The organism is Actinomadura madurae, assembly GCF_047130825.1.
In the GTDB taxonomy this organism is placed as follows: Bacteria; Actinomycetota; Actinomycetes; order Streptosporangiales; family Streptosporangiaceae; genus Spirillospora; species Spirillospora madurae.
Window position 1 is genome coordinate 7,705,890 of the sequence record NZ_CP083237.1, and the last position, 25,070, is coordinate 7,730,959.

Annotated in this window: 23 protein-coding genes and 1 riboswitch; of the genes, 15 read left to right on the plus strand and 8 right to left on the minus strand. The window is 72.2% G+C overall.

Annotated elements, in window-relative coordinates; all coding sequences use genetic code 11:
- Window positions 1-35: 35 nt before the first annotated feature.
- A complete protein-coding gene (locus K8Z49_RS35685; RefSeq protein ID WP_412516244.1) occupies window positions 36-419 on the minus strand; it encodes a MerR family transcriptional regulator in 384 nt (127 codons plus the stop codon).
- A gap of 49 nt (window positions 420-468) precedes the next feature.
- On the opposite strand from K8Z49_RS35685, the gene K8Z49_RS35690 reads away from it, so the two are divergent.
- Complete coding sequence (locus tag K8Z49_RS35690) at window positions 469-1,350, plus strand: NAD(P)-dependent oxidoreductase (RefSeq protein WP_111833615.1); 882 nt, start codon at window positions 469-471, stop codon at window positions 1,348-1,350.
- 263 nt (window positions 1,351-1,613) lie between these two features.
- Here the strand turns inward: K8Z49_RS35690 and K8Z49_RS35695 are convergent, their stop codons facing one another.
- Complete coding sequence (locus tag K8Z49_RS35695; protein WP_412516245.1) at window positions 1,614-2,747, minus strand: serine hydrolase domain-containing protein; 1,134 nt, start codon at window positions 2,745-2,747, stop codon at window positions 1,614-1,616.
- A gap of 564 nt (window positions 2,748-3,311) precedes the next feature.
- On the opposite strand from K8Z49_RS35695, the gene K8Z49_RS35700 reads away from it, so the two are divergent.
- Both K8Z49_RS35700 and K8Z49_RS35705 read left to right on the plus strand, forming a co-directional pair.
- Window positions 3,312-3,992 (plus strand): hypothetical protein, encoded by a 681-nt coding sequence (locus K8Z49_RS35700; protein ID WP_021595534.1) that lies wholly within the window; start codon window positions 3,312-3,314, stop codon window positions 3,990-3,992.
- A 289-nt stretch (window positions 3,993-4,281) separates the two neighbouring features.
- A complete protein-coding gene (locus K8Z49_RS35705) occupies window positions 4,282-5,520 on the plus strand; it encodes a cytochrome P450 (protein ID WP_412516246.1) in 1,239 nt (412 codons plus the stop codon).
- Here K8Z49_RS35705 and K8Z49_RS35710 read toward each other — a convergent pair.
- Both K8Z49_RS35710 and K8Z49_RS35715 read right to left on the minus strand, forming a co-directional pair.
- Window positions 5,507-6,973, minus strand: coding sequence for an MDR family MFS transporter (locus K8Z49_RS35710; protein WP_075024974.1), 1,467 nt, complete (start codon window positions 6,971-6,973; stop codon window positions 5,507-5,509). The genes K8Z49_RS35705 and K8Z49_RS35710 overlap by 14 nt on opposite strands.
- Before the next feature lie 17 nt (window positions 6,974-6,990).
- Window positions 6,991-8,187, minus strand: coding sequence for an FAD-binding oxidoreductase (locus K8Z49_RS35715; RefSeq protein ID WP_075024973.1), 1,197 nt, complete (start codon window positions 8,185-8,187; stop codon window positions 6,991-6,993).
- 94 nt (window positions 8,188-8,281) lie between these two features.
- Here K8Z49_RS35715 and K8Z49_RS35720 point away from each other — a divergent pair, with 94 nt between their 5' ends.
- The 4 genes from K8Z49_RS35720 to K8Z49_RS35735 all read left to right on the plus strand — a co-directional run bounded on the left by K8Z49_RS35720 (window position 8,282) and on the right by K8Z49_RS35735 (window position 12,079).
- Window positions 8,282-8,929: a TetR/AcrR family transcriptional regulator gene (locus K8Z49_RS35720; protein ID WP_021595538.1), complete on the plus strand. Its 648-nt coding sequence runs from the start codon at window positions 8,282-8,284 to the stop codon at window positions 8,927-8,929.
- Between the two features lie 30 nt (window positions 8,930-8,959).
- Window positions 8,960-9,244, plus strand: a complete 285-nt coding sequence (locus K8Z49_RS35725; protein WP_021595539.1) for a GlsB/YeaQ/YmgE family stress response membrane protein — start codon at window positions 8,960-8,962, stop codon at window positions 9,242-9,244.
- A 233-nt stretch (window positions 9,245-9,477) separates the two neighbouring features.
- A complete protein-coding gene (locus K8Z49_RS35730) occupies window positions 9,478-11,673 on the plus strand; it encodes a S8 family serine peptidase (protein ID WP_143118872.1) in 2,196 nt (731 codons plus the stop codon).
- A 118-nt stretch (window positions 11,674-11,791) separates the two neighbouring features.
- Complete coding sequence (locus K8Z49_RS35735) at window positions 11,792-12,079, plus strand: SHOCT domain-containing protein (protein WP_218163944.1); 288 nt, start codon at window positions 11,792-11,794, stop codon at window positions 12,077-12,079.
- Between the two features lie 8 nt (window positions 12,080-12,087).
- On the opposite strand, the gene K8Z49_RS35740 is transcribed toward K8Z49_RS35735, so the two are convergent.
- A complete protein-coding gene (locus tag K8Z49_RS35740) occupies window positions 12,088-12,705 on the minus strand; it encodes a MarR family winged helix-turn-helix transcriptional regulator (RefSeq protein ID WP_021599770.1) in 618 nt (205 codons plus the stop codon).
- Window positions 12,706-12,978: 273 nt separating this feature from the next.
- Here K8Z49_RS35740 and K8Z49_RS35745 point away from each other — a divergent pair, with 273 nt between their 5' ends.
- The 3 genes from K8Z49_RS35745 (at window position 12,979) to K8Z49_RS35755 (ending at window position 15,465) form a co-directional block, all read left to right on the plus strand.
- Entirely contained in the window at window positions 12,979-13,374 is a 396-nt protein-coding gene (locus tag K8Z49_RS35745; protein ID WP_021599769.1) for a DUF3263 domain-containing protein, read from the plus strand.
- Between the two features lie 19 nt (window positions 13,375-13,393).
- Window positions 13,394-14,227, plus strand: coding sequence for a trehalose-phosphatase (otsB, locus tag K8Z49_RS35750; RefSeq protein ID WP_024936447.1), 834 nt, complete (start codon window positions 13,394-13,396; stop codon window positions 14,225-14,227).
- A gap of 494 nt (window positions 14,228-14,721) precedes the next feature.
- Window positions 14,722-15,465 carry a hypothetical protein gene (locus K8Z49_RS35755; RefSeq protein ID WP_075024970.1) on the plus strand — a complete coding sequence of 248 codons (744 nt, stop codon included), beginning with the start codon at window positions 14,722-14,724 and terminating at the stop codon, window positions 15,463-15,465.
- A gap of 10 nt (window positions 15,466-15,475) precedes the next feature.
- On the opposite strand, the gene K8Z49_RS35760 is transcribed toward K8Z49_RS35755, so the two are convergent.
- Window positions 15,476-16,054: a PadR family transcriptional regulator gene (locus K8Z49_RS35760; protein WP_021596211.1), complete on the minus strand. Its 579-nt coding sequence runs from the start codon at window positions 16,052-16,054 to the stop codon at window positions 15,476-15,478.
- Between the two features lie 708 nt (window positions 16,055-16,762).
- On the minus strand, window positions 16,763-18,802 hold the full coding sequence (locus K8Z49_RS35765; protein WP_412516247.1) for a serine/threonine-protein kinase: 2,040 nt from the start codon (window positions 18,800-18,802) through the stop codon (window positions 16,763-16,765).
- Here K8Z49_RS35765 and K8Z49_RS35770 point away from each other — a divergent pair.
- A complete protein-coding gene (locus tag K8Z49_RS35770; protein WP_021596209.1) occupies window positions 18,796-19,347 on the plus strand; it encodes an RNA polymerase sigma factor in 552 nt (183 codons plus the stop codon). The genes K8Z49_RS35765 and K8Z49_RS35770 overlap by 7 nt on opposite strands.
- Before the next feature lie 91 nt (window positions 19,348-19,438).
- Window positions 19,439-20,464: a sulfotransferase family protein gene (locus K8Z49_RS35775; RefSeq protein ID WP_412516248.1), complete on the plus strand. Its 1,026-nt coding sequence runs from the start codon at window positions 19,439-19,441 to the stop codon at window positions 20,462-20,464.
- Between the two features lie 47 nt (window positions 20,465-20,511).
- Here the strand turns inward: K8Z49_RS35775 and K8Z49_RS35780 are convergent, their stop codons facing one another.
- A complete protein-coding gene (locus tag K8Z49_RS35780; RefSeq protein ID WP_033333856.1) occupies window positions 20,512-22,014 on the minus strand; it encodes an alpha,alpha-trehalose-phosphate synthase (UDP-forming) in 1,503 nt (500 codons plus the stop codon).
- 110 nt (window positions 22,015-22,124) lie between these two features.
- Here K8Z49_RS35780 and K8Z49_RS35785 point away from each other — a divergent pair, with 110 nt between their 5' ends.
- The 3 genes from K8Z49_RS35785 to K8Z49_RS35795 all read left to right on the plus strand — a co-directional run bounded on the left by K8Z49_RS35785 (window position 22,125) and on the right by K8Z49_RS35795 (window position 24,879).
- On the plus strand, window positions 22,125-23,084 hold the full coding sequence (locus K8Z49_RS35785; RefSeq protein WP_075024968.1) for a cation diffusion facilitator family transporter: 960 nt from the start codon (window positions 22,125-22,127) through the stop codon (window positions 23,082-23,084).
- A 98-nt stretch (window positions 23,085-23,182) separates the two neighbouring features.
- Window positions 23,183-23,324, plus strand: a riboswitch (SAM riboswitch).
- 16 nt (window positions 23,325-23,340) lie between these two features.
- The gene (gene thrC, locus K8Z49_RS35790; protein ID WP_075024967.1) at window positions 23,341-24,585 is read left to right on the plus strand and encodes a threonine synthase; all 1,245 of its coding nucleotides are present in this window, start codon (window positions 23,341-23,343) and stop codon (window positions 24,583-24,585) included.
- 15 nt (window positions 24,586-24,600) lie between these two features.
- Entirely contained in the window at window positions 24,601-24,879 is a 279-nt protein-coding gene (locus K8Z49_RS35795) for a MoaD/ThiS family protein (RefSeq protein ID WP_021596204.1), read from the plus strand.
- Window positions 24,880-25,070 lie beyond the last annotated feature (191 nt).

The window sequence follows — 25,070 nt, forward strand, 5'->3', positions numbered from 1 at the left end:
GTCGGACGGCGGGCGGTGTTCTCGTCTCGCAGTTTCTATGCCTCGCAGGGGACCCGGCCCTCATAGCCTGTTTGCTCGGCTGCGTTGATGTAGTCGGCGAGGGCTTCGCGTGATTGGGCGAGTCTGTGCATCTGGTCGTCCAGTCGCCGCAGTCGTGACCGCATCGCGGTCAACAGTTCGGGACACCCGAGCAGGCCCGGGGCCTCTCCGACCGCACAGGGCAGCAGATACGCGATGTCCTCGGAGGACAAGCCCGCATCGAGCAGATGCCGGATCTGCTTCACCCGCATTACCGCGTCCTCGTCGTACTCGCGGTAACCGTTGGCACCGCGGTCCGCGTCCAGCAGACCCTGGGCCTCGTAGTAGCGCAACTGATGAGCCCTGACGCCCGTCCGGTGGCTCAGCTCCCCGATCCGCATCCGAACCTCACTTGACCTTCACACCGGTATCAACGTTGACGATGCTGCCATGGACAACGAAACCGCACCTGTGACGGTCATCGGACTCGGGCTGATGGGCCGCGCGCTCGCCGGCGCGTTTCTGAGAGCCGGGCATCCCACGACCGTGTGGAACCGGACGGCATCGAAGGCGGAGCAGTTGGTTGCCGAGGGCGCGCGGCTGGCGCCGACGGTCGGCGATGCGCTTGAGGCGAGTTCCGTGGCGATCGTCTGCCTCACCGATTACGAGGTCGTCCACGAATTGCTCGGCGCCGGCGAAATCAAGCTGGACGGGACGCTTCTGATCAACCTGACCTCGGGCGACTCAACCCAGGCCCGGGAGGCCGCCCGGTGGGCCGAACAGCGTGGCGCCCGTTACCTGGACGGCGCCATCATGGCCGTCCCACCGGCGATCGGAACCGCCGAGGCGATGATCCTGCTCAGCGGCCCGCAATCGGACTTCGAGTCGCACAAGGCCATGCTCGGCGCGCTCGGTGGCACCACCTACCTCGGGGCCGACCATGGGTTGGCGTCTCTCTACGACGTGGCCGGACTTGCCATGATGTGGAGCATTCTGAACGCCTGGCTCCAGGGAACCGCCTTGGTCGGGACGGCCGACGTCGACGCCGCGACGTTCACGCCCTTCGCCCAGCAGCTCGCTTCCGTTGTGGTCGAGTGGCTCCCCGGATATGCCGAGCAGGTCGACAGCGGCTCCTTCCCGGCGGAGGTGTCGGCTCTGGAGACGGACGTGCGGGCAATGACGCACCTGATCGAGGAGAGCGAGGCGGTGGGCGTCAACGCCGAGATGCCGAGGCTGTTCAAAGCGATCGCCGACCGCTCGATCGTCGCCGGACACGGTGGCGAGCAGTACCCCGTGCTGATCGAAGAGTTCCGCAAGCCCCGCGACACCTGAGTTCACCGCCTGGCTAAACCCTTCGAGCCGATGTTGTGCTTCCGAGCGCGAGCCCCGGCCTCGGCCAACGGCACGAGGCCGGGGCCTCCCTGGCCTCGTGCCGTTGGCCGGACGGCCGGGCGCTGCGCGGTGAGCGGTGAACTGGGCACCCCCGGTCAAGACGCGAAGTGTCGCGGTCGGACGCCGTCAAAGGTGTAGTGGTCGGCCTGCCACCTTTTGACCTCGATCTCCGCCATGGTGCCTCCGGACGGAAGGCTGGTCGGTCAATCGTCGCAGAGGGCGGTGGGAAGCACCTTCTCCAGGGCGTTGTCCAAGGCCGGGCCGCCGCCCGGCTTCAGGTTGACCATCACCGTGGCCTGCTTGCGGTGCTTGATGGCGCCCGCGCGGACGCTGAATCCGAGCATGTCGCCGTCGTGGCCCCAGAAGCCCTTCTTGCACTTCGCGGAGCCCTTGACCGGGAACCATTCAAGGCCCAGCCCGTACTTCGAGCCCGATGTGCGTCCTGTGGGGAGGGCGTCCAACATTTCGTGGAGTTGCGCCGGCTTCAGGAGGTCTCCGTGTAGCAGAGCCGCCATGAAGCGGTTGATGTCCGATGCGCTGGAGATCATTCCGCCGGCGGCTCCGCCGACGGTCGGGTTGAGGCGGCTGATGTTCACGAGGTCGGACTCGGGGCGCACGTACCCCTCGGGGTGGGGGCGGGGCAGGTCGGGATCGTCGGTCGGCGTGTAGGTGTTGCCCAGTTCGAGCGGGACGATGATGCGCCGCCGGATCTCCTCGCCGTAGGTGTTCCCGGTGACCTTCTCGATGATCATGCCGGCCAGGAGGTAGTTGGTGTTGGAGTAGCCGAACTTCTCGCCCGGGCGGAAGTTCCGGGGGTGGGGCAGGGCGATGTCGATGAGCTCGCGTGCCTCCCAGTGCCGGAGCGGGTCCTTGAGGACGTCCAGCGGGGACATGTACTTCAGGACGTCCGGCAGCCCGCTCCTGTGCTGGAGCAGCTGGCGGACGGTGATCTCCCGCCCGTCGTTGTCGGCGCCGCGCACCACCCCGGGCAGGTAGCGCTCCACCGGTGCGTCGAGATCGATCAGGCCCTCGCCGACGAGCTGGAGCACCACGGTGGCCGTGAACGGTTTGGTCAGGCTTCCGAGCCGGAAATGGCTGCCGGGATCCACCGGCGCGTTCGTTTCGATGTCGGAGACGCCGCTGGTGATCACCAGCTCGTGGTTCCGGTCGTTGACCTGTGCGAGCGCGCCGGGTGCTCCGTCCGGTCCGGTGAGCCGGTGCACCGCCTGCCGCAGCTTCGAATGGCCGGACGCCTTCGCCGGGGAGGACGTTTCCGCCATGACGGTCGAGGCCGTCACCGCCAGGGCCAGCGCCGCCGCCGCCGTACTCCGGAGCATGACTTTCCTTGTGATCATGGAGTGTCACGCTATGTATCGGCGCATCGGCCGCACATCCATCGCGTGAGCCATCCGCTCGCTCACACCCGAAGGGGAGTGGGACGGCCACCATGGAGTTAGTCCGGAGCGCCCCTCCAACGGCAGCCTTGAGCACCTACCCAGGACGAACCCGCGGGCTCGCAAGGTGGCGGGCGCGGTCCGTGAGCACGGCTACTCCCACAATCTGAGTACGTTTACCGCTCGGGATCATGCAAAATATTCCCGAGTCGCTTTTCCGGGGGTGTCCTCCGGGAGTCTGTGACGACACCCGCCGGAGGAGTTTCTGTGACAGGTCCCGCCGGTCCGCCGCCCGGGGGCCAGGGCGGACGACGGCCGCCGCCCGTCCCGCCGCCGCTTCCGCCGCCCCCGCGCGGGCCCTACGGGGCGCCGCCCTGGCAGGAGGGCCCGCACCCGCCACCCCCGCCGCTTCCGCCGCGTCCTCAAGGGCCCTATCCGCCGCCACCTCCGCCGTCCCGCAACGTGCGAGGCATCCGGAGGCTGAATCCCTTTCTCGCGGCGCGGGCGGTGTTCCGGCCCTCGCGGCCGGACCTGATCACCGATGCGCGTGTCCGGAAGCTCCAGGTCGCCCGCGCCTGGGCGGGCATCGTCGTGACGCTCGGCGTGGCCGTGGTCTACAAGGCCACCGCTCCCGAGGCGCTGGCGAGCGACCGGTTCAACGACGCCTGGCTCAACGTCCTGATCCTCACCTGCGCGCTGCCGCTGGTGGTGGGCGCCTTCATCATGGCCGCCCGGCCGCCGAGCCGGGGCGCGTTCGCGCGCAGGCTCCGCTACCCGCTGATCGCGGTCGGGGCGATGTTCGGCTCCATGTTCACCTTCGTGCTCGCGGCGGCGCCCACCTTCAAAGGCCTGCGAGACGCGGCCGGGCCGATCGTCCTGATCCCCGGAGGCGTGATCCTGGTTCTGTGGATGGCGCCTTTCGCGCTGTACGGAATCGTCCTGTCGCTGACGAACGTGTTCCGGACGGCCGACATTCACGAGGTGGTCCCACCGCTGGTGAGCGTGTCGGCGTCCTGGGTGATGGCCGTCGTCAACCTGTTCACCGACGCCTATGAGGGCGTGCCGACCACCCTGGCCACAGCCCTGTTGCTGGGCGCGCCACTGACGGTGTCCGCGCTCGCCTATTACGAAATGCGCAGGCTGCGACTCCTGCACGGCATCACGCTGCGCAACACCCTTCTCCGCTGATCCCAAGCCGCCGACCCGGGCGCGTTCCGGGGTCGCCGCCCTCTCGGGCGGTAAAACCGGAGTGCCAGCATGAACTGGCGGCCGGTCTTCCTGACGCGCGCCTCCAGATTGTCGAGCGCGTAGGCAGCGGACGCCGAGCCGGGCGCCGCGGCTCGGTAGCGTGCGGGAGCCAATGCCCGGCAAACCCGGGGTTGTCGGCGGCTGGGGCGCTTTCTACGGTTGGGGCATGGGGCAGACGGGTGTTGCGGGGCCGGCCGCGGGCGTTGACGCACTTCGGTGGTGGGGGCGGATGGCCCGGGATCCGCTGCGGACGTATGTCGGCCTTTCGGGCCGGTACGGGGACGCCGTCCGGGTGCCGTTCGGGGTGAAGCGGGCGTTCTACCTGTTGTCGCGGCCCGAGCACGCCGAGCGGATTCTCGTCGCCAATCAGGACAACTACGTGAAGGCGTTCACGTATCGGCCCCTGCGCGCCGTTCTCGGGGACGGCCTGCTGACGAGCGAAGGGGAGACGTGGCGCCGGCATCGGCGCGTCGTGCAGCCGGTCTTCTCGCACCGGCACGTCCTCGGGTTCGCGCCGCAGATGGTGGAGACGACCGAGCAGATCGTGCGGCGATGGCCGGACGGAGTGGCGCTCGACGCAGCGGCTGAAATGCGGAAACTGACGCTGGGAATCGTCGGCCGCGCCCTGTTCGGAAGTGAGTTGAGTGGTGAGGCCAACCGGACGGGCCGTGCCCTTGAGGCCCTTCAACGAGCAGCCGTCGTCGGGACGTTCCTGCCCGGAGCGGCCGCGAAGCGGAGCATCTACCAGCGGGTGCCCGGCCTCGGCGGTGCTCTCGGCCATCTTGAGGAGATGGTGCAGCGGGTCGTCCGGGGATCGTACGGCGGAGAACTGCTGAACCTGCTCAAGGAAAGCGGGCAATTCAGCGAGGAGGAATTGCGGGACGAGGTCCTGACACTCCTCCTGGCGGGCCACGAAACGACGGCGGCCTCGCTGGCCTGGACGTTCATGCTGTTGTCGAAGTATCCGGCCGCCAGGGAACGGCTGGAGAGCGAGGTCGATGACGTTCTCGGCGGCAGGGAGCCGAAAGCCGAGGACGTCGATCAACTGCCGTGGACGAAGGCCGTCCTGTCGGAGGCCATGCGCCTGTGCCCGCCCGCCTGGACCATCGAGCGCGATGCCGTCGGCGACGACGAGGTCGCCGGGGTGCCGATCCCGGCCGGAGCGACCTTGGCCGTCCCGCCCTATCTGATCCATCGCAACCCCGACGTCTGGCCCAACCCCGAGGGCTTCCAGCCGGAACGGTTCATGGGCGAGCAGCGGCGTTCCCGCTACGCGTATCTGCCGTTCGGAGGCGGGCGGCGCATCTGTGTGGGCGCCGGTTTCGCGATGCTGGAGGCGACCCTGGTGCTCGCCACGATCAGCCGGACGCACCGGCTCGACCTGCTGCCCGGCGTGCGCGTGCCCGGCCGGGCGGAGATCACGTTCCGCCCGGCCGGGCCGGTTCCCATGCGGGTCATCCGGAGGTAGGCGCCGCGCGCCGCGGCAGCAGCAGCGCCGGGACGACGGCCAGGGCCCCGATCGCGAGGGCGACCCAGAAGGCGTGCCCGAAGGCGGTCGCGAGGAGCGGGGCGACGGCGGTCCGGGCCGCGTCGGGCAGCGGCGCCAGGGCGGCGCCCGCCGTCGCGGGAGCCTGAGCCGTGATCTCGTGCTGCAGGATCACGGCGAGGGCGGTGGTCCCGACGGACGCGCCCATCCGCTGCAGGGTGTTGATCGCGCTGGTCGCGCGCGGGATCATCGCCGGCGGCAGGGCCTGGTAGGCGGCCGCCATCGACGGCATGATCGTCGCGCCGAGGCCGAGGCCGATGACGAACAGGGCCGCGGCCAGCAGGACCGGCGAGGTGTCCGCGTGGATCCGCGTGTACGCGGCGGTGCCCACCAGGCCGAGGACGATCCCCGCGGGGACGACGAGGCCGGCGCCGAGGCGGTCGGTCACCCGTCCGGCCAGCGGCATGGCGACGGCCGCGCCCAGCGCCTGCGGCGCGAGGAGCAGGCCGGTGGCCAGCGGGCCGTGGCCGCGGACGACCTGCCAGTACAGCGGCAGCAGGACGAGGACGCCGAACAGCGCGACCGCGACGACGACGTTGGTGGCGGCGGCCGCGGCGAAGCCCCGCTCGCGGAACAGCGCGATGTCGATCAGGGCGGACCGGCCCCGCGCGTGCAGGACGTACAGGACGACGAGCGCGGCGGCGGCGCCGAGGATCGTCCAGGTGCGCAGGGCGTCGAGGGCGCCGGGACGTCCGGCCTCGGTGGTGCCGTAGACGAACGCGGTGACGCCGCCGCACAGCAGGATCAGGCCCCGGACGTCCAGGCGGGCGGGCCGCCTCGGGGAGGCGGGCAGCAGGCGCAGGGCGGCGGCGATGGCGGCGGCCCCGAGCGGCAGGTTGACGAGGAAGATCCAGCGCCAGCCGGCCGTCGAGATGATCAGGCCGCCGACGATCGGGCCGGCGACGGAGCCGAGCAGCATGGGCAGGCCGATGAAGCCCATCATGCGGCCCATCCGGGAGGGGCCGGCGGCCTGCGCGAGGATCGTCTGCGCGACCGGGATGATCATGCCGCCGCCGATGCCCTGCAGCACGCGGAAGGCGATCAGGGCGGGCATCGACCAGGCGAGGCCGGCCAGCGCGGAGCCGAGGAGGAACAGCGCCAGCGCACTGATCCAGACGCGGCGGGCCCCGAACCGCTCGGTGGCCCAGCCGGTGACCGGGATGACGGCGGCCAGGCCCAGCATGTAGCCGGTCAGGACCCATTGGACGGACGTGATCGAGGCGCCGAAGTCCTCGGCGAGCGTGCGGGTCGCGACGTTGACGGCGGTCGCGTCGATCACCGACATGATCGCGCCGAGCACGACGACCAGGCCGATCGTGACGAGCCCGCGGTCGAGCTTCTGGGACGGCGCGGGGGCCGAGGTGAGCGTGGTCATGGCAGGTTCCTCGCATTTCAGGCGGGCTGGATGTTGTGGTTGCGGTGGAACACGTTCTGCGGGTCGTAGGCGCGCTTGACCTCGCGCAGCCGCCGGAGGTTCTCCGGGGTGTAGGCGCTGGCCGTCCTGGACGTGTCGTGCAGGAAGTTCAGGAACGAGCCGCCGGTCGCGTACGGGGCGAGTGCCGCGTCGGAGCCGTCGATGGTGAGGGAGAAGGGGACGTCGCGGTGCCCGACGGGACCGGCGTCCGCGCCCGGACGGGCCATCGCGCCGCCCCAGTGCTTGACCTCGATCCCGGCCGCGTCGCTGGAGGCGATCGCGCCGATCAGCGCGTCGGGCAGGTCGGCGTACAGGTGGAAGTGGTGCGGCGGGGTGCCGCCGAGCGACTCGGTCTCGGCGTACGGCATCGTCCGGAAGGTGTCCTCCAGGGGCGGTCCGGCGGCGTTCCGCAGTGATCGCAGCGCCCGCGCGCCGTCCGCCGCGGACCCCGCGTACACGCCGCGGACGGCGACGACCCGGCCGTGCGCGGGGTGGTCGGCCAGCGCGATCGAGACGGACAGGGCGTCCGGGCGGAGGTCCGCCTCGTCCCGGAACCGGGTGAGGACGGCGGCGGCCCGCTCGGCCGGGTAGAGCGCGACCCCCGCGTAGACCGCCGAGACGGGCTGGAGCCGGAACTCCAGCGACGTCACGACGCCGAAGTTGCCGCTGCCGCCGCGCAGCGCCCAGAACAGGTCGGCGTGGTGGGCGGCGTCGGCCGTCAGGTGCCGGCCGTCGGCGGTGACGATCTCGGCGCGCAGCAGGTGGTCGGCGGCGAACCCGTACCGGCGGGACAGCCAGCCGACGCCGCCGCCGAGGGTGAAGCCGGTGACGCCGACCGACGCGTGCGAGCCCGACAGCGGGGAGAGCCCGAGCGGCGCGGCGGCGGCGATCACGTCGCTCCAGCGGGCGCCGGCCCCGGCGCGGGCGACGCGGCGGGACGGGTCGACCAGCACCCGGGACATGCGGGACGTCTTCAGCAGCATCCCCTCGTCCGGCGGGACGACCGTGCCGTGCCCGGTGGCCTGGACGGTGAGCGGGACGCCCAGCTCGCGGGACGCGAGGACCGCGGCGCGGACGTCGGCGGGCCCGGTCGCCTCGACGACCAGCGGGCCGGCGGAGCGGGCGGCGGTTCCGAGGGTGCTGCCGATGGTGGTTCCGGCGGTGGCGGTGCTCATGATGACGGCTTCCTTCCGGAGGATTTTTCTCCACTTGCAAGCACCGTAACACGGTCCGGAGGATTTGTCTCCACTTATTTGCTAGGCTCGGCGCATGGCAACGAAGGAGCGGCCGCTGCGGGCCGACGCGCGCGACAACCGTGAACGGATCCTCGCCGCCGCCCGGGAGGTGTTCGTCGAGCAGGGGCCGGGCGCGCCCCTGGAGGACGTCTCGCGGCGCGCCGGCACCGGCATCGCCACCCTCTACCGGCGCTTCCCCGACCGGCAGGCGCTGATCAGGGCGGTCGCGCTGGACGCCCTGCGGCGCACGACCGAGGAGGTTCTGCGCGCCCGGGACGAGGAGGCGACCGCCTTCGCCGCCCTCGTCCGGTACATGCACCGCGTCCTGGACATCCGCATCGGCGCCGTCTTCCCCGTCCTGCTCAACGAGATCCCGTTCGACGACGAGGAGATCGCGGCCGTCCGCGACGAGGGCGTCGCCATCATGCGCGAGCTCGTCACCACGGCCCAGGATGACGGCGACCTGCGCCCGGACGTCACCCACGCCGACGTCGGGATGATGCTCGTCCGGCTGTCGCGCCCGATGCCCGGCCCGATGCCGCCGGAGACGGGCGCGGAGCTGGCGCACCGGCACCTCGATCTGGTCGTCGACGGGCTGCGCGCCGGACGGCCGTCCGAGCTCGGCGGACCCGCCCTGACCTTCGATGACCTGCGATCCATGCGGGACGAACCGGCCACGTGACGACCCGCCTGGATTGGGCACAGGCAGGGCATGAACATCACTGGCATCATCACCGCGATCGTCATCGGCGCGATCATCGGCGCGCTCGGCCGGCTGCTGCTGCCCGGCCGCCAGCCCATCGGCGTCATCATGACCGTGATCGTCGGCATCGTCGCCGCCATCGCCGGGACGGCCATCGCGCAGCAGGTCGGCGTGGACACCACCGACGGGATCGACTGGATCGAGCTGGTCTTCCAGGTCGGCCTGGCCATGATCGGCGTCGCGCTCGTGGCGGGCTTCCGGGCGCGCCGCAGGCACCGCCGCTACGAACGCTGAACCCCGGTCCGGGCGGGGACGCGCCGACACGCCGGTGTGGGCGGGTTAACATTCCCTCGCGGACCGGGTTACCGGCGGGTAGCGAGATGCCCGGAAGGCCAGGGTGAGCGGGACGATGCGGGCTGTCCCGGACCGTGCCCTAATGTGCCGAGTGCCCGGGCCGTGGGCGGTTCGCGTGGCAGAATGTCACCCGCCGTGGAGCGCGGCGGTCTGCCGGAGGGAGGTGCGGCGGCGTGTCCGGAGCCGGTCGACGCCGTCCTGCGCGTATCCGGCGGGCGCACCCGCGCCCTGCACGTCCGGCGCTCCGGCTCGGATCCCGCGCGACCGCGGCGCTGACCGCCGTCACGCTCGGCGCCGCCGTGGCGGTGCCGGCGGCGATGGTCCCCGGCGCCCCGGCGGGAGGGCAGGCCGTCCGCGGGGCCGCGGCCGGTGCCGCCGCACCGCTGCGCGCCGCGCCGACCGACCAGATCCGCTCCCGCGAATGGCACCTGGACGCTCTGCGCGCCCAGAAGGCGTGGCGGTACTCCCGGGGGCGCGGCGTCACCGTCGCCGTCCTCGACACCGGCGTCGACCGGCGCCACCCCGACCTCACCGGGCATGTGATCAACGGGCCCGACCTCACCGGCGGCCTGCGCAAGCCCGGCAGCCGCTACTGGGGCCTGCACGGGACGTCGATGGCGAGCATCATCTCCGGCCACGGCCATGGACCCGGCCTGACGCAGGGCATGATGGGCGTCGCGCCGCTCAGCCGCGTCCTGTCCATCCGCGTCACGCTGGAGAACGACGACCCGCTGCGGCGCGACAACGGCCAGCAGGCCGGCACCGGCGACCGCGACGCCGTCGCGCAGGGCATCCGGTACGCCGTCGACCACGGCGCCGAGATCATCAACATGTCCCTCGGCGGCGGGCGGCAGTCCTACAACGGCACGCCGTCCCAGGAGAAGGCGATCAGGTACGCGCTCGGCAAGGGCGTCGTGCTGATCGCCTCGGCGGGCAACGACGGCTCCGGCGCGAACCGCCGCAACTTCCCCGCCGCCTACCCGGGCGTGATCGCCGTCGGGGCGCTCGACCGCAGGCTGCGCCTCTGGAAGGACAGCAACCGGCGCTCCAACGCGGCCGTCTGCGCGCCCGGCGTCGAGATCGTCAGCGCCGACGCCAGCAACGGCTACGTCGTCGGGACGGGCACCAGCGCCTCGTCCGCGATGGTCGCCGGGGTCGCCGCCCTGGTCCGCGCCCGCTACCCGCGGCTCAGCCCGGACGAGGTCAGGCGGGCGCTCGTCCAGGGGTCCCCGGCCCGCGCCGGCCGCCCGACCGGCTCGGCCACCTGCCGCGGGACGGTCGACGCCGTGCGCACGCTCGTCGCCGCCAACGAGATCAACAAGACCTCCAGCGGGCCGGTGGAGACGCCGCCGCCCGCGGCCGTCACGCCGGAGCCCGCGGCGGCGTCGCCGGTGCGCGACTCCGGCGTGCTGCTCCCGCTCGTCCTCGGCGGCGGGGGGCTGCTGATCGTCCTCGGGCTGGTGCTCGGGTGGCGGCAGCGGCGCCGCCCGGAGGAGGACACCGGCGACACCGACGCCGTCGCCGACTACGGGCTGCCGTCCGCTCCGCGCGAGCCCGCGTCCGCCGTCCCGTCCGGGGCGTACACGCCGGCGGCGTCCCGCCCGGCGCCCGCCGTCGCGCCCGTCAACGCGCCGCTGTTCCAGAACAACGAGGTGTACCCGGGGCCCGCCTTCGGCGAGGACGCCCCGTCGCCGGAGGCGTGGGAGGCGCCCCAGCCCGCCCCCAGCCCGCTGGACGTGCCGCTCTGGGACGCCCCGGCCGACCCCGCTCCGGCCCCCGCCGATCCCGCCCTGGCCGATCCCGACCCGGGCGGTTCCCCGTGGGACGGGGAGGAGCCGCCCTCGGTTATCGAGCCGAAGCGGCCACCGGTGATGCCGGGCGAGCTGCGCCCGTTCGACCCTGGCGAGTTCGCGGTGAACGGCGGGAACGGGAACGGGACCCTGAACGGTCACGACGTCCTCAACGGCAACAGCCACAACGGGAACGGCGACGGCGGCGCCGCCCTGAACGGTGCCGGACTGAACGGCTCCCCGGCGCGGGGCGAGCCGTCGCCGCTCGATGACGACGACTGGGAGTCGTTCCGCCGCGGCGCCCTCGACCTACCGGACGTTCCGGAGGGCGGCACGACCGCTCCGCTCTCCGCGGTATCCCCGGAGCCGGCCGACGAGCCGCCGCCCCCGCCCGTACTTCCGGCGGACGAGCCGTCCACCGGGGCGTTCCCCGCCGTCCCGCCGCCCGGTGCCGCCGACCACGGGCCGCCGGACGGGCCCGTCCCGCCGCCGGACCAGGCCGGCGACGAGCCGCGCGGCCGGCACTCGCGCGGTCCGCGTCCCGCCGACGACGAGGACTACCGGCCGCCCTGGTGGTGACCGCGGTACTCCGGCGGGCGTAGCGCGGGTGCCTCCGGGCAGACGATGCGGGGTCCCGTACCCGTCGCCGAGCATCGACGTATCCGAACACAGGAAGGGTCGATGAACCATGTTGACGATGTTGGCGACGCAGGTGACGGAGATGGGTCCGGGCGGTTGGCACGACGGGGACGCCCCGGCGTTCTGGCCGGTCTTCCCGATCACGTTCGGCCTGTTCTGGCTGGCCGTGCTGGGGACCGCGTTCTACTTCATCCGCCGCAGGATGAACACGACCGCCACGGCCGCCGCCGCGGCGGCGGACCCGATGGCCAAGGCGCGGTCGGTGCTCGCCGAGCGGTTCGCCCGCGGCGAGATCGACGAGGACGAGTACCTGATGCGCATGTCGGCGCTGCGGAACGGGGACTGACGCGGCGCCTACTCGGCGCCCGCCTCCTGGAAGATCCGGTCGACGCCGTCCGGGTACATCGGTGCCCGGACGGCCGCGTCGGCGAAGCGGGTGAGCAGCCGCGCGAACTCCGCCCGGTCCCGCGCCGGCCAGCCCGCCATGAGCTCGTCGAGGTAGGCGCGGCGGAACCGGTCGGAGACCTGCTTGACGCGCCGCCCGGCCTCGGTCAGCCCGAGGTTGGCGCGGCGCGCGTCCACGGGGGAGGGGCGCCGCGACACCAGGCCGGCGTCGATGGCGTGCCCGACGAGCCGGCTCGCGGTGGACGGGTCGATCTCCAGCCGTTCCGCGACGGCGCCGACGGTGATCTCGGCGGGCGGCTCGCCCGCCTGCTCGGCGTCCGCGTGGGCGCCGGCGCCGAGCGCGGCGACGGCGTTCACCACCATGAGGTTCGACAGCTGCAGCGGGCGCCCGTCGGCGCAGGCGGAGGTCTGCGCGCGGATCCGCTTGACGAGGTCGGGCTTGGCCCAGACGCGGCGGAGCCGGAACAGCGCGGTGGCGATGTCGGAGAGGTCGGGGTCGGGAGGGTTCCCGTCGCGCGGCGCGTCCGGCTCGGCGGGCCGTCCCGTGGCGGGGGTCTCCGTCGCCATGTCAGGTCTCCGTTCCGTGGTCGCCGTGCCGGGCGCCGGACGCCGCGGACCCCCCACTCTAACGCATGTAGTGTGCACATTATTGTGCACCGCCGGGACGCTCCTTCCCCTCGAGACACACGACGCGAAAGAGCCCCAGGTGAGCAGGGATGTGATGCACTGAACCACCGGTTCCGGTTCCCGGCGAACGCCGGTACTTGTCGGCCCGGACGCGTAGCATGGCACCCGCCCGAACCCGGACGACCCGGGATCAGTAACCACAGAGGGGACCTGATGCGAGCGGCGAACGCCCCCGGTGGCCCCCCTGGTGACGTCCCCCCGCGGGACGGATCCACGGACCACGCACCCCCGAGACCCCCGGCCGGACCCGGCATCGGCGACGACGAGGGCGGTGCGGACGACGCCGCCTTCAGTGCCGGCCGGCTGTCCGAGCGCGACCGCCAGATCCTCGCCTTCGAGCGGCAGTGGTGGAAGTACGCCGGAGCCAAGGAGCAGGCCATCCGCGAGAAGTTCGACATGTCGGCGACGCGGTACTACCAGCTCCTCAACATCCTGATCGACCGACCCGAGGCGCTCGAGTGCGACCCCATGCTCGTCAAGCGCCTCCGCCGGATGCGGACACAGCGGCAGCGGAGCCGCGCCGCGCGCCGACTCGGAATCCGGCCCTGATCTGACCGACACTGGTCACGTGAACTCTCCCCGCTCTGTGACGGCCGCCGGCGCGGACGGCCTTGACGCGATCGGTAAGAATCCGGCCGGGGCCGTGCTCGGCTTCGACTTCGACGGCACGCTGGCGCCGATCGTGGCCGATCCGGCGTCCGCCAGGGCCCATCCGGGCGCCGCCCCGGCCCTGGCCCGGCTGGCCCCGCTGGTCGGCTCGCTGGTGATCGTCACCGGACGTCCCGCCGCGGTGGCCGTCGAGTACGGCGGGTTCGAGGGCATCGACGGGCTCGTGGTCCTCGGGCAGTACGGGCTCGAACGGTGGGAGTCCGGCGTGCTGACCGAGCCCGAGCCGCCCCCGGGCGTCGCCGAGGCCCGCGCCAAGCTGCCCGGCGTCCTCGCCGCGGCGGGCGCCCCGCCGGAGACGTTCGTCGAGGACAAGGGGCAGGCGCTCGCCGTGCACACCCGGCGGTGCGCCGAACCGGAGGTCGCGCTCGAACGGCTGCGCGGCATCATCGCCGCGCTCGCCGAACGCACCGGGCTCACCGTGGAGCCCGGACGGCTCGTCCTCGAACTGCGCCCGCACGGCATGGACAAGGGCAAGGCGCTGCGCTCGTTTGTCGACGAGTTCACCGGCGCGCGGGGCGCCCGCCCGTCCGCCGTGCTGTTCGCGGGCGACGACCTGGGAGACCTGGCCGCCTTCGACGCCGTCGACGCGCTGCGCGCGGAGGGCGTCCCCGGCGTCCTGGTCTGCAGCGGCTCGGCCGAGGTGACCGCGCTCGCCGAGCGGGCGGACGTGGTGACCGACGGCCCGGCGGGGATGGTCGAGCTCCTGGAGACGCTCGCCGGCTCCCTCTCCTGAAGGGCGGGCCTTACCGCACGGCCTGACTCGGCCGCGCGGCCCCGCCTGGATTGTTGGCCGAGTGACAAGAGTCGTGATCGCACTTGTCGCATCTCGCGCGACTCTGGGGGCGGCGGTGGACCACGGGTCTAATTGAGCCAAAATATGGTGAATTGCGGTAAGTGTGGTGTGACGGGGAAGCCACACTGACGACATGGGGAGGCTAGACGGTGGACACCCAGGCGGGACTTCCGCGCCGTCCAGGCGAGATCAGGCACACGCCTTCCCAGGGCATACCGAAGGCGACGCCGCGGGAGGGGACCCCCGTACGCCCGCCGGGCGCCCCGATCCCGCCGGACGCCCCGCAGCGCCCGATCGTCCACGGGGCGCCGGCCCCGCAGACGCCGCCGCGCGTCTGGGGGACGCCTCCGCAGTCACCGCCCGAGCACGACCCGAGGGCCACCGTGAGGGACGCCCGGCCCGAACGAGGAGAACGCAACTCCACGACGGGACCGATGGGGGTTCACGAGACCAGCGGCGTCCAGGTGCGTCTGGGGTCGCGGGAGCGCGAGCGGCAGCGCCAGGCGCGCCGGCGCGCGGGGCGCCGCGGCGGTCTCGTCGCGGCGGGCGTGCTCGCCCTGGCCGGCCTGGTCACGGCCGGGCTCGTGCTGACCCCCGGCTCCGGCGGCGACTCGGGATCGGACGCCGCGGCCGCCGGCGGGCAGCCGGCCGGCGCCGGCGGCGAGCTGCCCCCCGCGGGACCGCCGATCACCATCGGCACGGCCGACGGCTCCGAGTACCGGATCGCGACCGTGACGTCCGGGGTCAGCGAGGGCGTCGTGACGACGTTCCAGTCCACCCCGCCGTCCGGGACGTCGTTCCCCTACATCGAGTACATCCTCAGCAACCCGTCGGACCAGAAGGTCCTCCTCGACTTCCCCGGCGACGTGTTCGTCAAGGGCGACCTCGTCGCCCCGAACGCGCGCGGACGCTGCATGCCGCAGGCCGGCGTCCCCGAGGCCATGTGCACGCCGCCGACCAGGAGCCAGGTCGTCCGGCGCCTTTCCGGCGGCGCGCTCATCCCGGGCGAGGGCGGCGACAAGTACATCCCGCCGGGCGCCGCGTACCTGGTGCGCGCCACGGTCGACGTCCCCGTCGACCAGAACATCAAGCGCTCGGACATGGCCCTCTACGTGTGGAAGCAGCTCTACATGGCCGACCAGCTCGCCAAGCAGGCCCCCTTCCCGAACGGAAGGTGAGACCGCCGCTTCACTCCGCCTCGGGATCGTCGGCGAGGATCCCGTACAGGCGGCGGCGGGAGTCGTTGACGACCTCCAGCGCCCGCGCCTTCTGCGCCTCGCTGCCGACGGCCATCACCTGCTGGAGAGCGACCATCAGCTGCCCGATCGCCTCACGTCCCCGCAGGACGTTCTCGCCGGCGGCCTCGGTGACCTCGTCCCAGGGGGCGGTGGTCTGCGCCGACGCCTCCTCGCGACCCGCATCGGTGAGGGAGAACAGCCGCTTGCCGCCCTCTTCCTCGCTGCTGACGAGGCCCTCGTCCTCCAGCATCTGCAGGGTCGGGTAGACAGACCCCGGGCTCGGCCGCCAGACACCACCGGTGCGCGCGTCCAACTCCTGGATCATCTCGTAGCCGTGCATGGCCCGCTCGGCGAGCAGGGCGAGCAGGGCCGCCCGGACGTTCCCGCGCCGGGTCCGCCGCCCGCGCCCACCGCGCCCGCGATGACCGGGCCCACCGGGGCCCCAGCCTCCGAACGGATCCCCGCGCCGCCCACGCTCCTTGGGCCCGCGAACCCCGCCGCGGCGCCCACTCATCATGTGCTCATGCATCGCAGTCTCCTTAACATCGATCGGTTGCGACGCATCAACGATATATCGCTAACATGTCGTTGTCTACCCAGGGGGAGGTGTTGGCCCAGGGGGGAGGTGTTGGCCCAGGGGGGCGACCCCCTGGAACCCCCGTTGCGAGCCGGTCGATCCTCACGCCACGGTGCGGGTGTGCCGTGACCGTGCGGGTTCGCGACGTGTCGCTGCGGTCGCCCGGCTCGACGGGCATGCGCCCTCCGCTCGCTGCACTCGCTCCACGCGCCTGCCCGTGACCCCGGCTGGGCTTCAAACCCAAGAGCGCGCGGATCGTTCACATCCAGAAAGCGCTCTTGGATGTTGCACACCCTGGCCGCTGCCGGGCCGTCGCGTCCGCAGGTTCTCGCCCCTTCGACACCGTCACGCTCAGGGGTGATACCTGTCCCAGGCGGCCGCGGGCTCGGGTGGTCGGGAGTGCACGGCCCGCTGGGACCGTCACGTTCACGGGTGGGCAGGTTCCTAAGTGGCCGTGGGGCGGGTTTGGGTCGGGGCGTGGGCAACGGGCTCGTGTGAGAGCGCTCTTGGGTGGTGCACGGCCTTTGGGCGCTTGGAGTGGTGCTGAGCTTTGGCGCGGGGCTCAGCCCGTGACTCGCGGGTCGGATGGCCGGAGGTCGCTCTGGCGCCCGGAGGTCGCCCGCCCGCAACGGGGGTTCCAGGGGGTCGCCCCCCTGGGAGTTACAGGCTTGCCTTGAGGTTGTCCAGGATGTCCTTGGTGGCGTCTCGGTCGTCGGTTTCCTTGACGCGGATCCACAGGCCGAACTTGCCGGACTTGTCCTTGAGGCCGACCTCGGTGACCGAGGGGGTGCCGGTCTTGCAGGCGGTGAAGCGGCTGATCGTTCCGCTGAGGGCGCCGTCGGGGGTGGTGTAGTTCTCCGGGGCGGCCTTCGTGCACTGGGGGTGCTGGGCGGCGCTCGGCGGGGGCAGCTGGTTGGGGCGCACGTCCGTGGTCACGCCGATGAAGACGCCGGGGCCCTTGCCGTCGCCCAGGAACGTGGCCTTGTTCGGTGTCGCGCGCAGGACGGGCCGCGGCTGGGCGTCGTTCAGGTTGACGGTGGACGGGGTCCACGTCTGCTCCTGGTTCTGCTTCGGCCAGACCTTCGGCACCGCCGTCTTGATCTTCCCCGCGGCGTCGGAGACGGCCACGAAGTCCTTCGGGATCGCGGGCGTCTTCTTCTTCTCTTCCTTCTTGCCGTCGTCGCCGGAGAACAGCATGCCGAGGGTCAGCCCGCCGATCAGCGCGACCACCAGCACGACGACCGTGATGATCAGCGGTGTGACGAACTTCTTCGGCGCTCCGCCGCCCTGCCGGCCGCCGCCCTGGGCGGGGCCGGGAGGCGGCGGCTGGAAGCCGGTGGGCGGCGGGCCGTAGGGCCGGCCGCCGCCCTGACCCATCGGCTGCTGCATCGGGACGCCCTGCGGGGCGCCGTTCTGCGGAGGCGGCTGGGTCGGGAACACGGAGGTCTTGTCGTCGCCCGACACCGGCGGCTGCGGCTGGGCCTGGTAGGCCATCGTGCGGTCATTGTCGTTGTCGGGGGCGGTGGGCTGCTCCGCCTGGCCGAACGGCGTGGCGCGCCCGCTCGGGCCGTCCACGATCGTGGCCTCGCCGTCCTGCGGCCTCGGCGGGACGCGCATCTCGGAGGTGTGGACGTCGTCCTCGCCGGGAGGGTCGAACCGCGTGGCCGGCGGGACGCCCGGGCCGGGGCCCGGCTGCGGCGCGGGCCTCGGCGGCTGGGTCCCGCCGCCGTCGCGGTAGAAGTCCTGGACGGTCGCGTCCGCGTCGATCTGCGGCGTGTACGCGGGCACCGGCGCCGGCGCGGCCGGGCCCTGCGCTGCGGGGGACGGCGCTGCGGGGGACGGCGCGGACGTCGGACGCAGGGTGGACAGCGCCTCGGCGAACGCCTCGGCGGTCGGCCACCGCTTCTCCCGCTCGACCTCCAGCGCCCGCAGGACTACCTGGTCGAACGCCGGGGACAGCCCCTCGCGCATCTCGCTCGGCGCCTTCTTCACCGGCGCCGGGCCCGGGGGACGCCCGGTGACCATGTGGTACGTCAGCGCGCCGAGCCCGTACACGTCGGCGCGGACGTCCAGCCCGCCGCCGAACCGCGCCTGCTCCGGCGACATGTATCCGGGCGTGCCGACCGGGAGGGTGAAGGCCCCGGACGCGTGCGCGAGCGCCTTGGCGAGGCCGAGGTCGGCGATGAGGAGCTTCTCGCCGCCGTCGGGCGTCGACTGGAACAGCACGTTGGAGGGCTTGAGGTCCCGGTGGATCACGCCGAGGGTGTTGATCACCTCGACGCCGTAGGCGATCTGCTCGGCGAGCGCGATGGCCTCGTTGACCGGAAGTGGCCGTTCGCGCATGCGGTCGCCGAGCGTGCCGCGGTCCGCGTAGGACATCACGAAGTAGGGGCGCCCGTCGGGCAGCTCGCCGATGTCGTGGACGCGGACCAGCCGCTCGGAGTCGGCGCGGCGCAGGATCCGGGCCTCCTCCAGGAAACGGTTGCGCACGTCGAGATCGTCGATCAGGCTCTCGTTCAGGACCTTTATGGCGACCTGGGACTCCAGGGCGTCATCGTGGCCCAGCCACACAGAGGCGAACGCACCCGAACCCAGGACGCGATCGATTCGGTAGCGGCCTACTGAAGGTGGGAACGACACTCCCGTATCATCCCAGCAAACGGGGTGAGCGCGCGAACGAGCATTGAGGCGGCATGGCATTCGACGAAAGGACAGAGGAGCTGGCGGTTCGGGCGGCCCAGGGCGACCAGGGTGCCCTCAACGAGCTCCTCCGCAGGATCGAGCCTGACGTGCTGCGGCACAGCTCCCGGTTCCTGCCCTGCCGGCAGGACGCGGAAGAGGCCTGCCAGGACGCGCTACTGCAGGTCGCACGGAACATCCACCGGTTCGAGGGCAGGTCGCGGTTCAGTACCTGGCTGCACGTCGTCGTCGCCAACTCCGCCCGCTCCACCTACCGGTCGCTGAAGCGCCGCTCGGTGGAGCAGGCCGGCGAGCTTCCGCAGCAGCGCCCCGACCCGCGCCGGACCAGCGTCATCGCCGGGTCCCGGGTCGACATCCTGGACGCCATGGAGGACCTGGAGGCCCGCAAGCCCGACCTCATCCAGGCCCTCGTGCTGCGGGACGTCTCCCAGCTGGAGTACGCCGAGATCGCCGAGCAGCTGAAGCTCCCGCTCGGCACGGTCAAGTCCCGCATCCACGAGGCCCGCAAGCAGGTCCGGCAGACGCTCGGCGAGTCCTACACCTGACCGGGCGCCCCGTCAAAGGTCGGTCATCGGGCGGCAACGGTGCGTCCAGGACCGGGGCTGTGAGCTGGGTGTCTGCACCAGCATGCGGTGCATGTCACCTGGACAGGCGCCCCGCCACGACCGCCCGATCTTCATCTTCGGCTGCCCCCGCTCGGGGACGACGCTGCTGCGGCTGATGCTCCACTCGCATCCCCGCGTCGCGATCCCCGCGGAGACGAAGTTCGTCCTGCCCGCCTATACGGCACGGTGCGAGTTCGGTGACCTCCAGGAGAGCAAGAACAGGCGGCGGCTCGCCGAATGGATCATCGGCGACCGGTCCACCAAGGTGCACGCGCTCGGCATGGACCCCGACCGGCTCGTCGACGAGGTAGTCGCCGGGCCGCCGACGCTCGGCTCGGCGATCGGCATCGTGTTCCGCGCCTATGCCCGCCTGCACGGCAAGCAGCGCTGGGGCGACAAGCGCCCGAGCTACTCCCAGCACGTCCCGACGCTGCTGCGCCTGTTCCCCGACGCGCAGTTCGTCCACCTCGTCCGGGACGGGCGGGACTGCGTCGCGTCGCTGCTGGAGATGCCCTGGTTCGACGGGGACCTCCACCACGCCGTGTGCGCGTGGCGGGAGACGATCGACCGGGGCCGGCGGCTCGCCGAGCGCCTCGGCCCCGACACCTACTACGAACTGCAGTACGAGCGGCTCGTCACCGACCCGGCCGACGAGCTGACCCGGCTCTGCGGGTTCCTCGACGAGGACTTCGACCCGGCGATGACGCACCCCGAGGGCCTCGCGAAGCAGATCGTCCCGTCCCGCAAGCGATGGCACGAGCGGACTCACGAGGCCGTCACCACCAGCCGTGTCGGGGCGTGGGCGGAGCGGCTCGACCCCTGGGAGATCAGCCTGGCCGAGGTGGCGTTCGGCGAGCGTCTCGCCGAGTACGGCTACGAGCCGAGCGGCCTGCCGAAGCCGCCCGCGGCCCAGCTCGCCCGCTTCACCCGGACCGCCGCCCACCGCCGCATGGCGCAGAGCAAGGCCGCGTTGCGCGAACGCTGGAAGCAGCACCACGAGCCCAACCCGGTCGCGTCCCTCCTGGCCGTCGAACCGTCCACCAGCAGCGCGCCCTGATATGACCCGCGGCGCGCCGGACCCGTCGCCCGGGGGACGGCGCGCCGCTATCCGGCCGGGTCGAGGGCCGCGAGCTGGTCGGCGAACCAGCGTTGCGGAGGCAGCGCCGTCGCCGCCGCCGCGAGCCGGGCGCAGCGTTCGGCCCGCCTGGCGCGCGGCATGAGCAGGGCCTGATGGAGGGTCTCCGCCGTCTGCGACACGTCGTACGGGTTGACCATCAGCGCGTCCTCGGACAGCTCCGCCGCCGCGCCCGCCTCCCGGGACAGCACCAGCGCGCAGCCGTGCCGCGACAGGACGGGCCCCTCCTTCGCGACGAGGTTCATGCCGTCGCGGATCGGGTTGACGAGCAGGACGTCCGCCAGGCCGTAGGCGGCGAGGGAACGCGGGTAGTCGTCGTTCACCTGCAGGATCAGCGGCTCCCAGTCGGCGGTGCCGAACTCGTCGGAGATCTGCTTCGCCATCCGCTGGACGGCCGCCGTGTACTCCCGGTACTCGGGCAGGTCGTAGCGGGACGGGTACGCGAACGCCAGATGGACCACGCGGCCGCGCCACTCCGGATGGTTGACGAGCAGTTCGCGGTACGCGGCGAGCCCCCGCACGATGTTCTTGGACAGCTCCGTCCTGTCGATCCGGACGATGAGCTGCCGGTCGCCCACCTGCTCGCGCAGCGCGCGCGCCCGCTCGGTGACGTCCTGTTCTGCCGCACGCTGGCGCAACGCCGTCCCGTCCACTCCGAGACCATGCACACCTATGCGCGTGGTGTGCCCTGCGCAGGTGACCGTGCGGGCAGACCGATCGACGCGTGCCCCAGGTAGGAGCTCGCAGCAGTCAAGGAACGCCGATGCCCACCGCTCGGTGAGGAACCCTGCGTGGTCGGCGCCGAGAATGCCTTGAAGGATCTGCGTACCGATGTCGTCCGGGAGAAGGCTGTAGTACTCAGGCGGCGCCCACGGCGTGTGGGAGAAGTGGACGATCCTCAGATCGGGACGGCGGTCACGCAACATCCTCGGTGCCAGCGACAGGTGATAGTCCTGCACGGCCGCCTTCGCGCCCTGGGAGGCGTCCCGTGCGAGGGCGTCCGCGAAGGCTGCGTTGTACGCCTCGTAGGACTGCCAGTCACGTCGTGAGCGAGCATCGAAATGCGGGCTGCGCGGCGTGTCGTAGAGAAGGTGGTGGACGAACCACAGCGTCGAGTTGGCGACGGCGTTGTACGCACGGTGGAACGTCGCCGCGGGGATGTCGAGCATCCGCACCGCGGCGCCGCCGGTCTCGTAACCCGCGAGGTCTATGCGGCCGTCCGGTGACCGGCGAGCGGCCGTCCGGTCGGCCTCTCCGAGGCTCGCGCACACCCAGAGCACGTCCGGGTCCTGGCCGGCCGGCTCCGCGTGCGTTCCGGCCGGGCGCGGCGGTCCGGGGTCGCGCGGCGCGCCCGTGACGGCGGCGAGCCCCGACACCAGCCCCCCGCCCCCGCGCCGCATGGTGAGCTCCCCGTCCTCCGACAGCGAGAACGAGACCGGCCCCCGGTTCGATGCCACCAGCACTTGGCTCATGACGGCAGGGTCTCAGTTGTGGCCGAGCGCCTTCAAAGTGACCCGCGTGGCATGCGTCACCGCGCGGCCCGCCGCCGGTTAGCCCGCGAAGCGCCGGGTAATCGAGCGGCATGAGCAGGTCCGAGACGACGAAGACCGTGCTCGTCGCCGGTGCCGCGAACCTCATCCTTGCGATCACCAAGCTGATCGCCGGCCTGCTGGCCGGCTCCAGCGCGATGCTCGCGGAGAGCGCGCACTCCGTGGCGGACACCCTCAACCAGGGCTTTCTCCTCGCCTCGCTGCGGCGCAGCGAACGGCCCCCCGACCGGCACCACCCCTTCGGATACGGCAACGAGCGGTACGTGTGGTCGCTGCTCGCCGCGTTCGGGATCTTCGTGGCCGGTGCCGGGTTCTCGATCTTCGAGGGCATCCTGACCATGACCGGCCACGGCGGCACCGGGACGGCCGTGTGGCTCGCCTACGCCGTCCTCGCCCTCGCGGCGGTGCTGGAGGGGACGTCCTGGGTCCGCGCCTACTACCAGGCCCGCAAGGAGACCCGCGACAACGGGCGCGACCTCGTCGAGCACGTCCGCAAGTCGCCCGACGTGACGTTCAAGACCGCCCTGTTAGAGGACACCGCCGCGATGATCGGGCTGGCGCTCGCCGCCGCCGGCCTGGTGCTGCGGCAGATCACCGGCTCGGACTTCTGGGACGGGCTCGCGTCCGTCCTCATCGGCCTCCTCCTCGTCGTCCTCGCGTTCTCGATCGGACGGGAGAGCGTGCGCCTGCTCATCGGCCAGGCCGCCGACCCGGCGGCGCAGCGCGAGATCCGCGCGGAGATCCTCGGCGCGCCCGGCGTCACCGGCGTGGACGAGCTGCTCACCATGCACTTCGGCCCCGAGCAGCTCCTCGTCGCCGCCAAGGTCCACTTCTCCGACGACATCAGCGCCGACCAGGCCGAGGACGTCGCCGGCGAGATCGACCGGCGGCTCCGGGAACGGGTCCCGGTCGTCCGGCACGTGTTCCTCGACCCCACGCAGCGGACCGTCCCGCCGGAGACCGGCCGCGTGATCAAGAACTCGTCCGGGTAACGTCTCAATCGGCGGACCCACCTGTCTGGCATCCGGTCAGCTCATGTAAAGTCACGCATACGAGTTCAAACCGCTCGCGGTTCTCGACAACTGAATACCGCTCATCCAGAGGGGTGGAGGGACCGGCCCTGCGAAGCCCCGGCAACCACCCGGCTGAGGCGCACTCGCGATCCTGCGAGGCCGGCCGGGAGATGGTGCCAACTCCGGCCTGCGACCAAGGTGGCGCAGGAAAGATGGGGAGAAAGGCCTCGCCCTCATGGCACTCACGCCTGCCACAGACCTCGGACCGGCTACCGCCCTCGTCTGCCGCGAATGCGGCTCCACTCGCGATCTCGGGCCGTTCTACGCCTGCGAGGAGTGTTTCGGCCCCCTGGAGATCGCCTACGACTTCGGGGGAGTCACCCGCGCGCGCATCGAGTCCGGGCCGCGCAACATCTGGCGGTACCGCGGGCTGCTGCCCGTCCCGTCCACGGTCGCGGACACGCCCAACACCGAGCCCGGCCTGACGCGGCTCGTCCGCGCCGACAACCTCGCCGAGAGCCTCGGCCTGCAGAGCCTGTGGGTGAAGGACGACAGCGGCAACCCGACCCACTCCTTCAAGGACCGGGTCGTCGCCGTCGCGCTCGCCGCCGCCCGCGAGCTGGGCTTCAAGGTGCTGGCCTGCCCGTCCACCGGGAACCTCGCCAACGCCGTTGCCGCCGCCGCGGCCCGCGCCGGGATCCGCAGCGCGGTGTTCGTCCCGTCCAACCTCGAATCCCAGAAGATCATCACGACGGCCGTGTACGGCGGGACGTTCGTGACGGTCGACGGCAACTACGACGACGTGAACCGGCTCGCGTCCGAGATCGCCGGCGAGCAGGACGACTGGGCGTTCGTGAACGTCAACGTCCGGCCCTACTACGCCGAGGGCTCCAAGACGCTCGGCTACGAGATCGCCGAGCAGCTCGGCTGGCGGCTGCCGGACCAGATCGTCGTGCCGGTCGCGTCCGGCTCCCAGCTCACCAAGATCGACAAGGCCTTCCAGGAGCTGATCAAGCTCGGCCTGGTCGAGGACCGGCCGTACCGCGTGTTCGGCGCCCAGGCCGCCGGCTGCGACCCCGTCGCCGCCGCGTTCAAGGCCGGTCACGACGTCGTCCGCCCGGTGAAGCCCGACACGATCGCCAAGTCCCTCGCCATCGGCAACCCCGCCGACGGCCCGTACGTCCTGGACGTCGCCCGCCGCACCGGCGGCGCCGTCGAGGACGTCACCGACGCCGAGATCGTCGAGGGCATCCGCCTCCTGGCCCGCACCGAGGGGATCTTCGGCGAGACCGCCGGCGGCGTCACCGTGGCGACGCTCCGCAAGCTCATCGAGGGCGGCACCCTCGACCCGTCCGCCGAAACCGTGATCATCAACTCCGGGGACGGCCTGAAGACCCTGGACGCCGTCGCACCCGTCGTCGCCCCGTCCGCGAACATCGCCCCGTCCCTGGAAGCGTTCCGCGCCGCGGGCCTCGCCTGAGAACGAAGGAGCAGCATGAGCAGCGTGTCCGTCCGTATCCCGACGATCCTGCGGACCTACACCGGCGGCGAGGCGGAGGTGAAGGCCGAGGGCGCCACCCTCCGCGCCGTCGTCGCCGACCTGGAGGCCAGCTACTCCGGCATCTCCGCCCGCATCCTCGACGACGCGGGCAAGATCCGCCGCTTCGTCAACGTCTACGTGGGCGACGAGGACGTCCGCTTCGCCGACGGCCTGGACACCCCCACCCCCGAGGGCGCCCAGATCTCCATCATCCCCGCCGTGGCCGGCGGCTGACGACGTCCTGGGCGGGCCCGGCCCCCACCGGGCCCGCCTGCGCCATCCACCGACGAACGACATGGCGCTGGCTCGGCGCCCTCACTCCCACCCTCACCTACCTGTGCTCCTCGGCTTCTGGACCATGTCCGCCTCGCAGGCCCGCGCCACCGGGCACGCCAACTCGACTGCCTCCACGTCGGCGCCGGCCG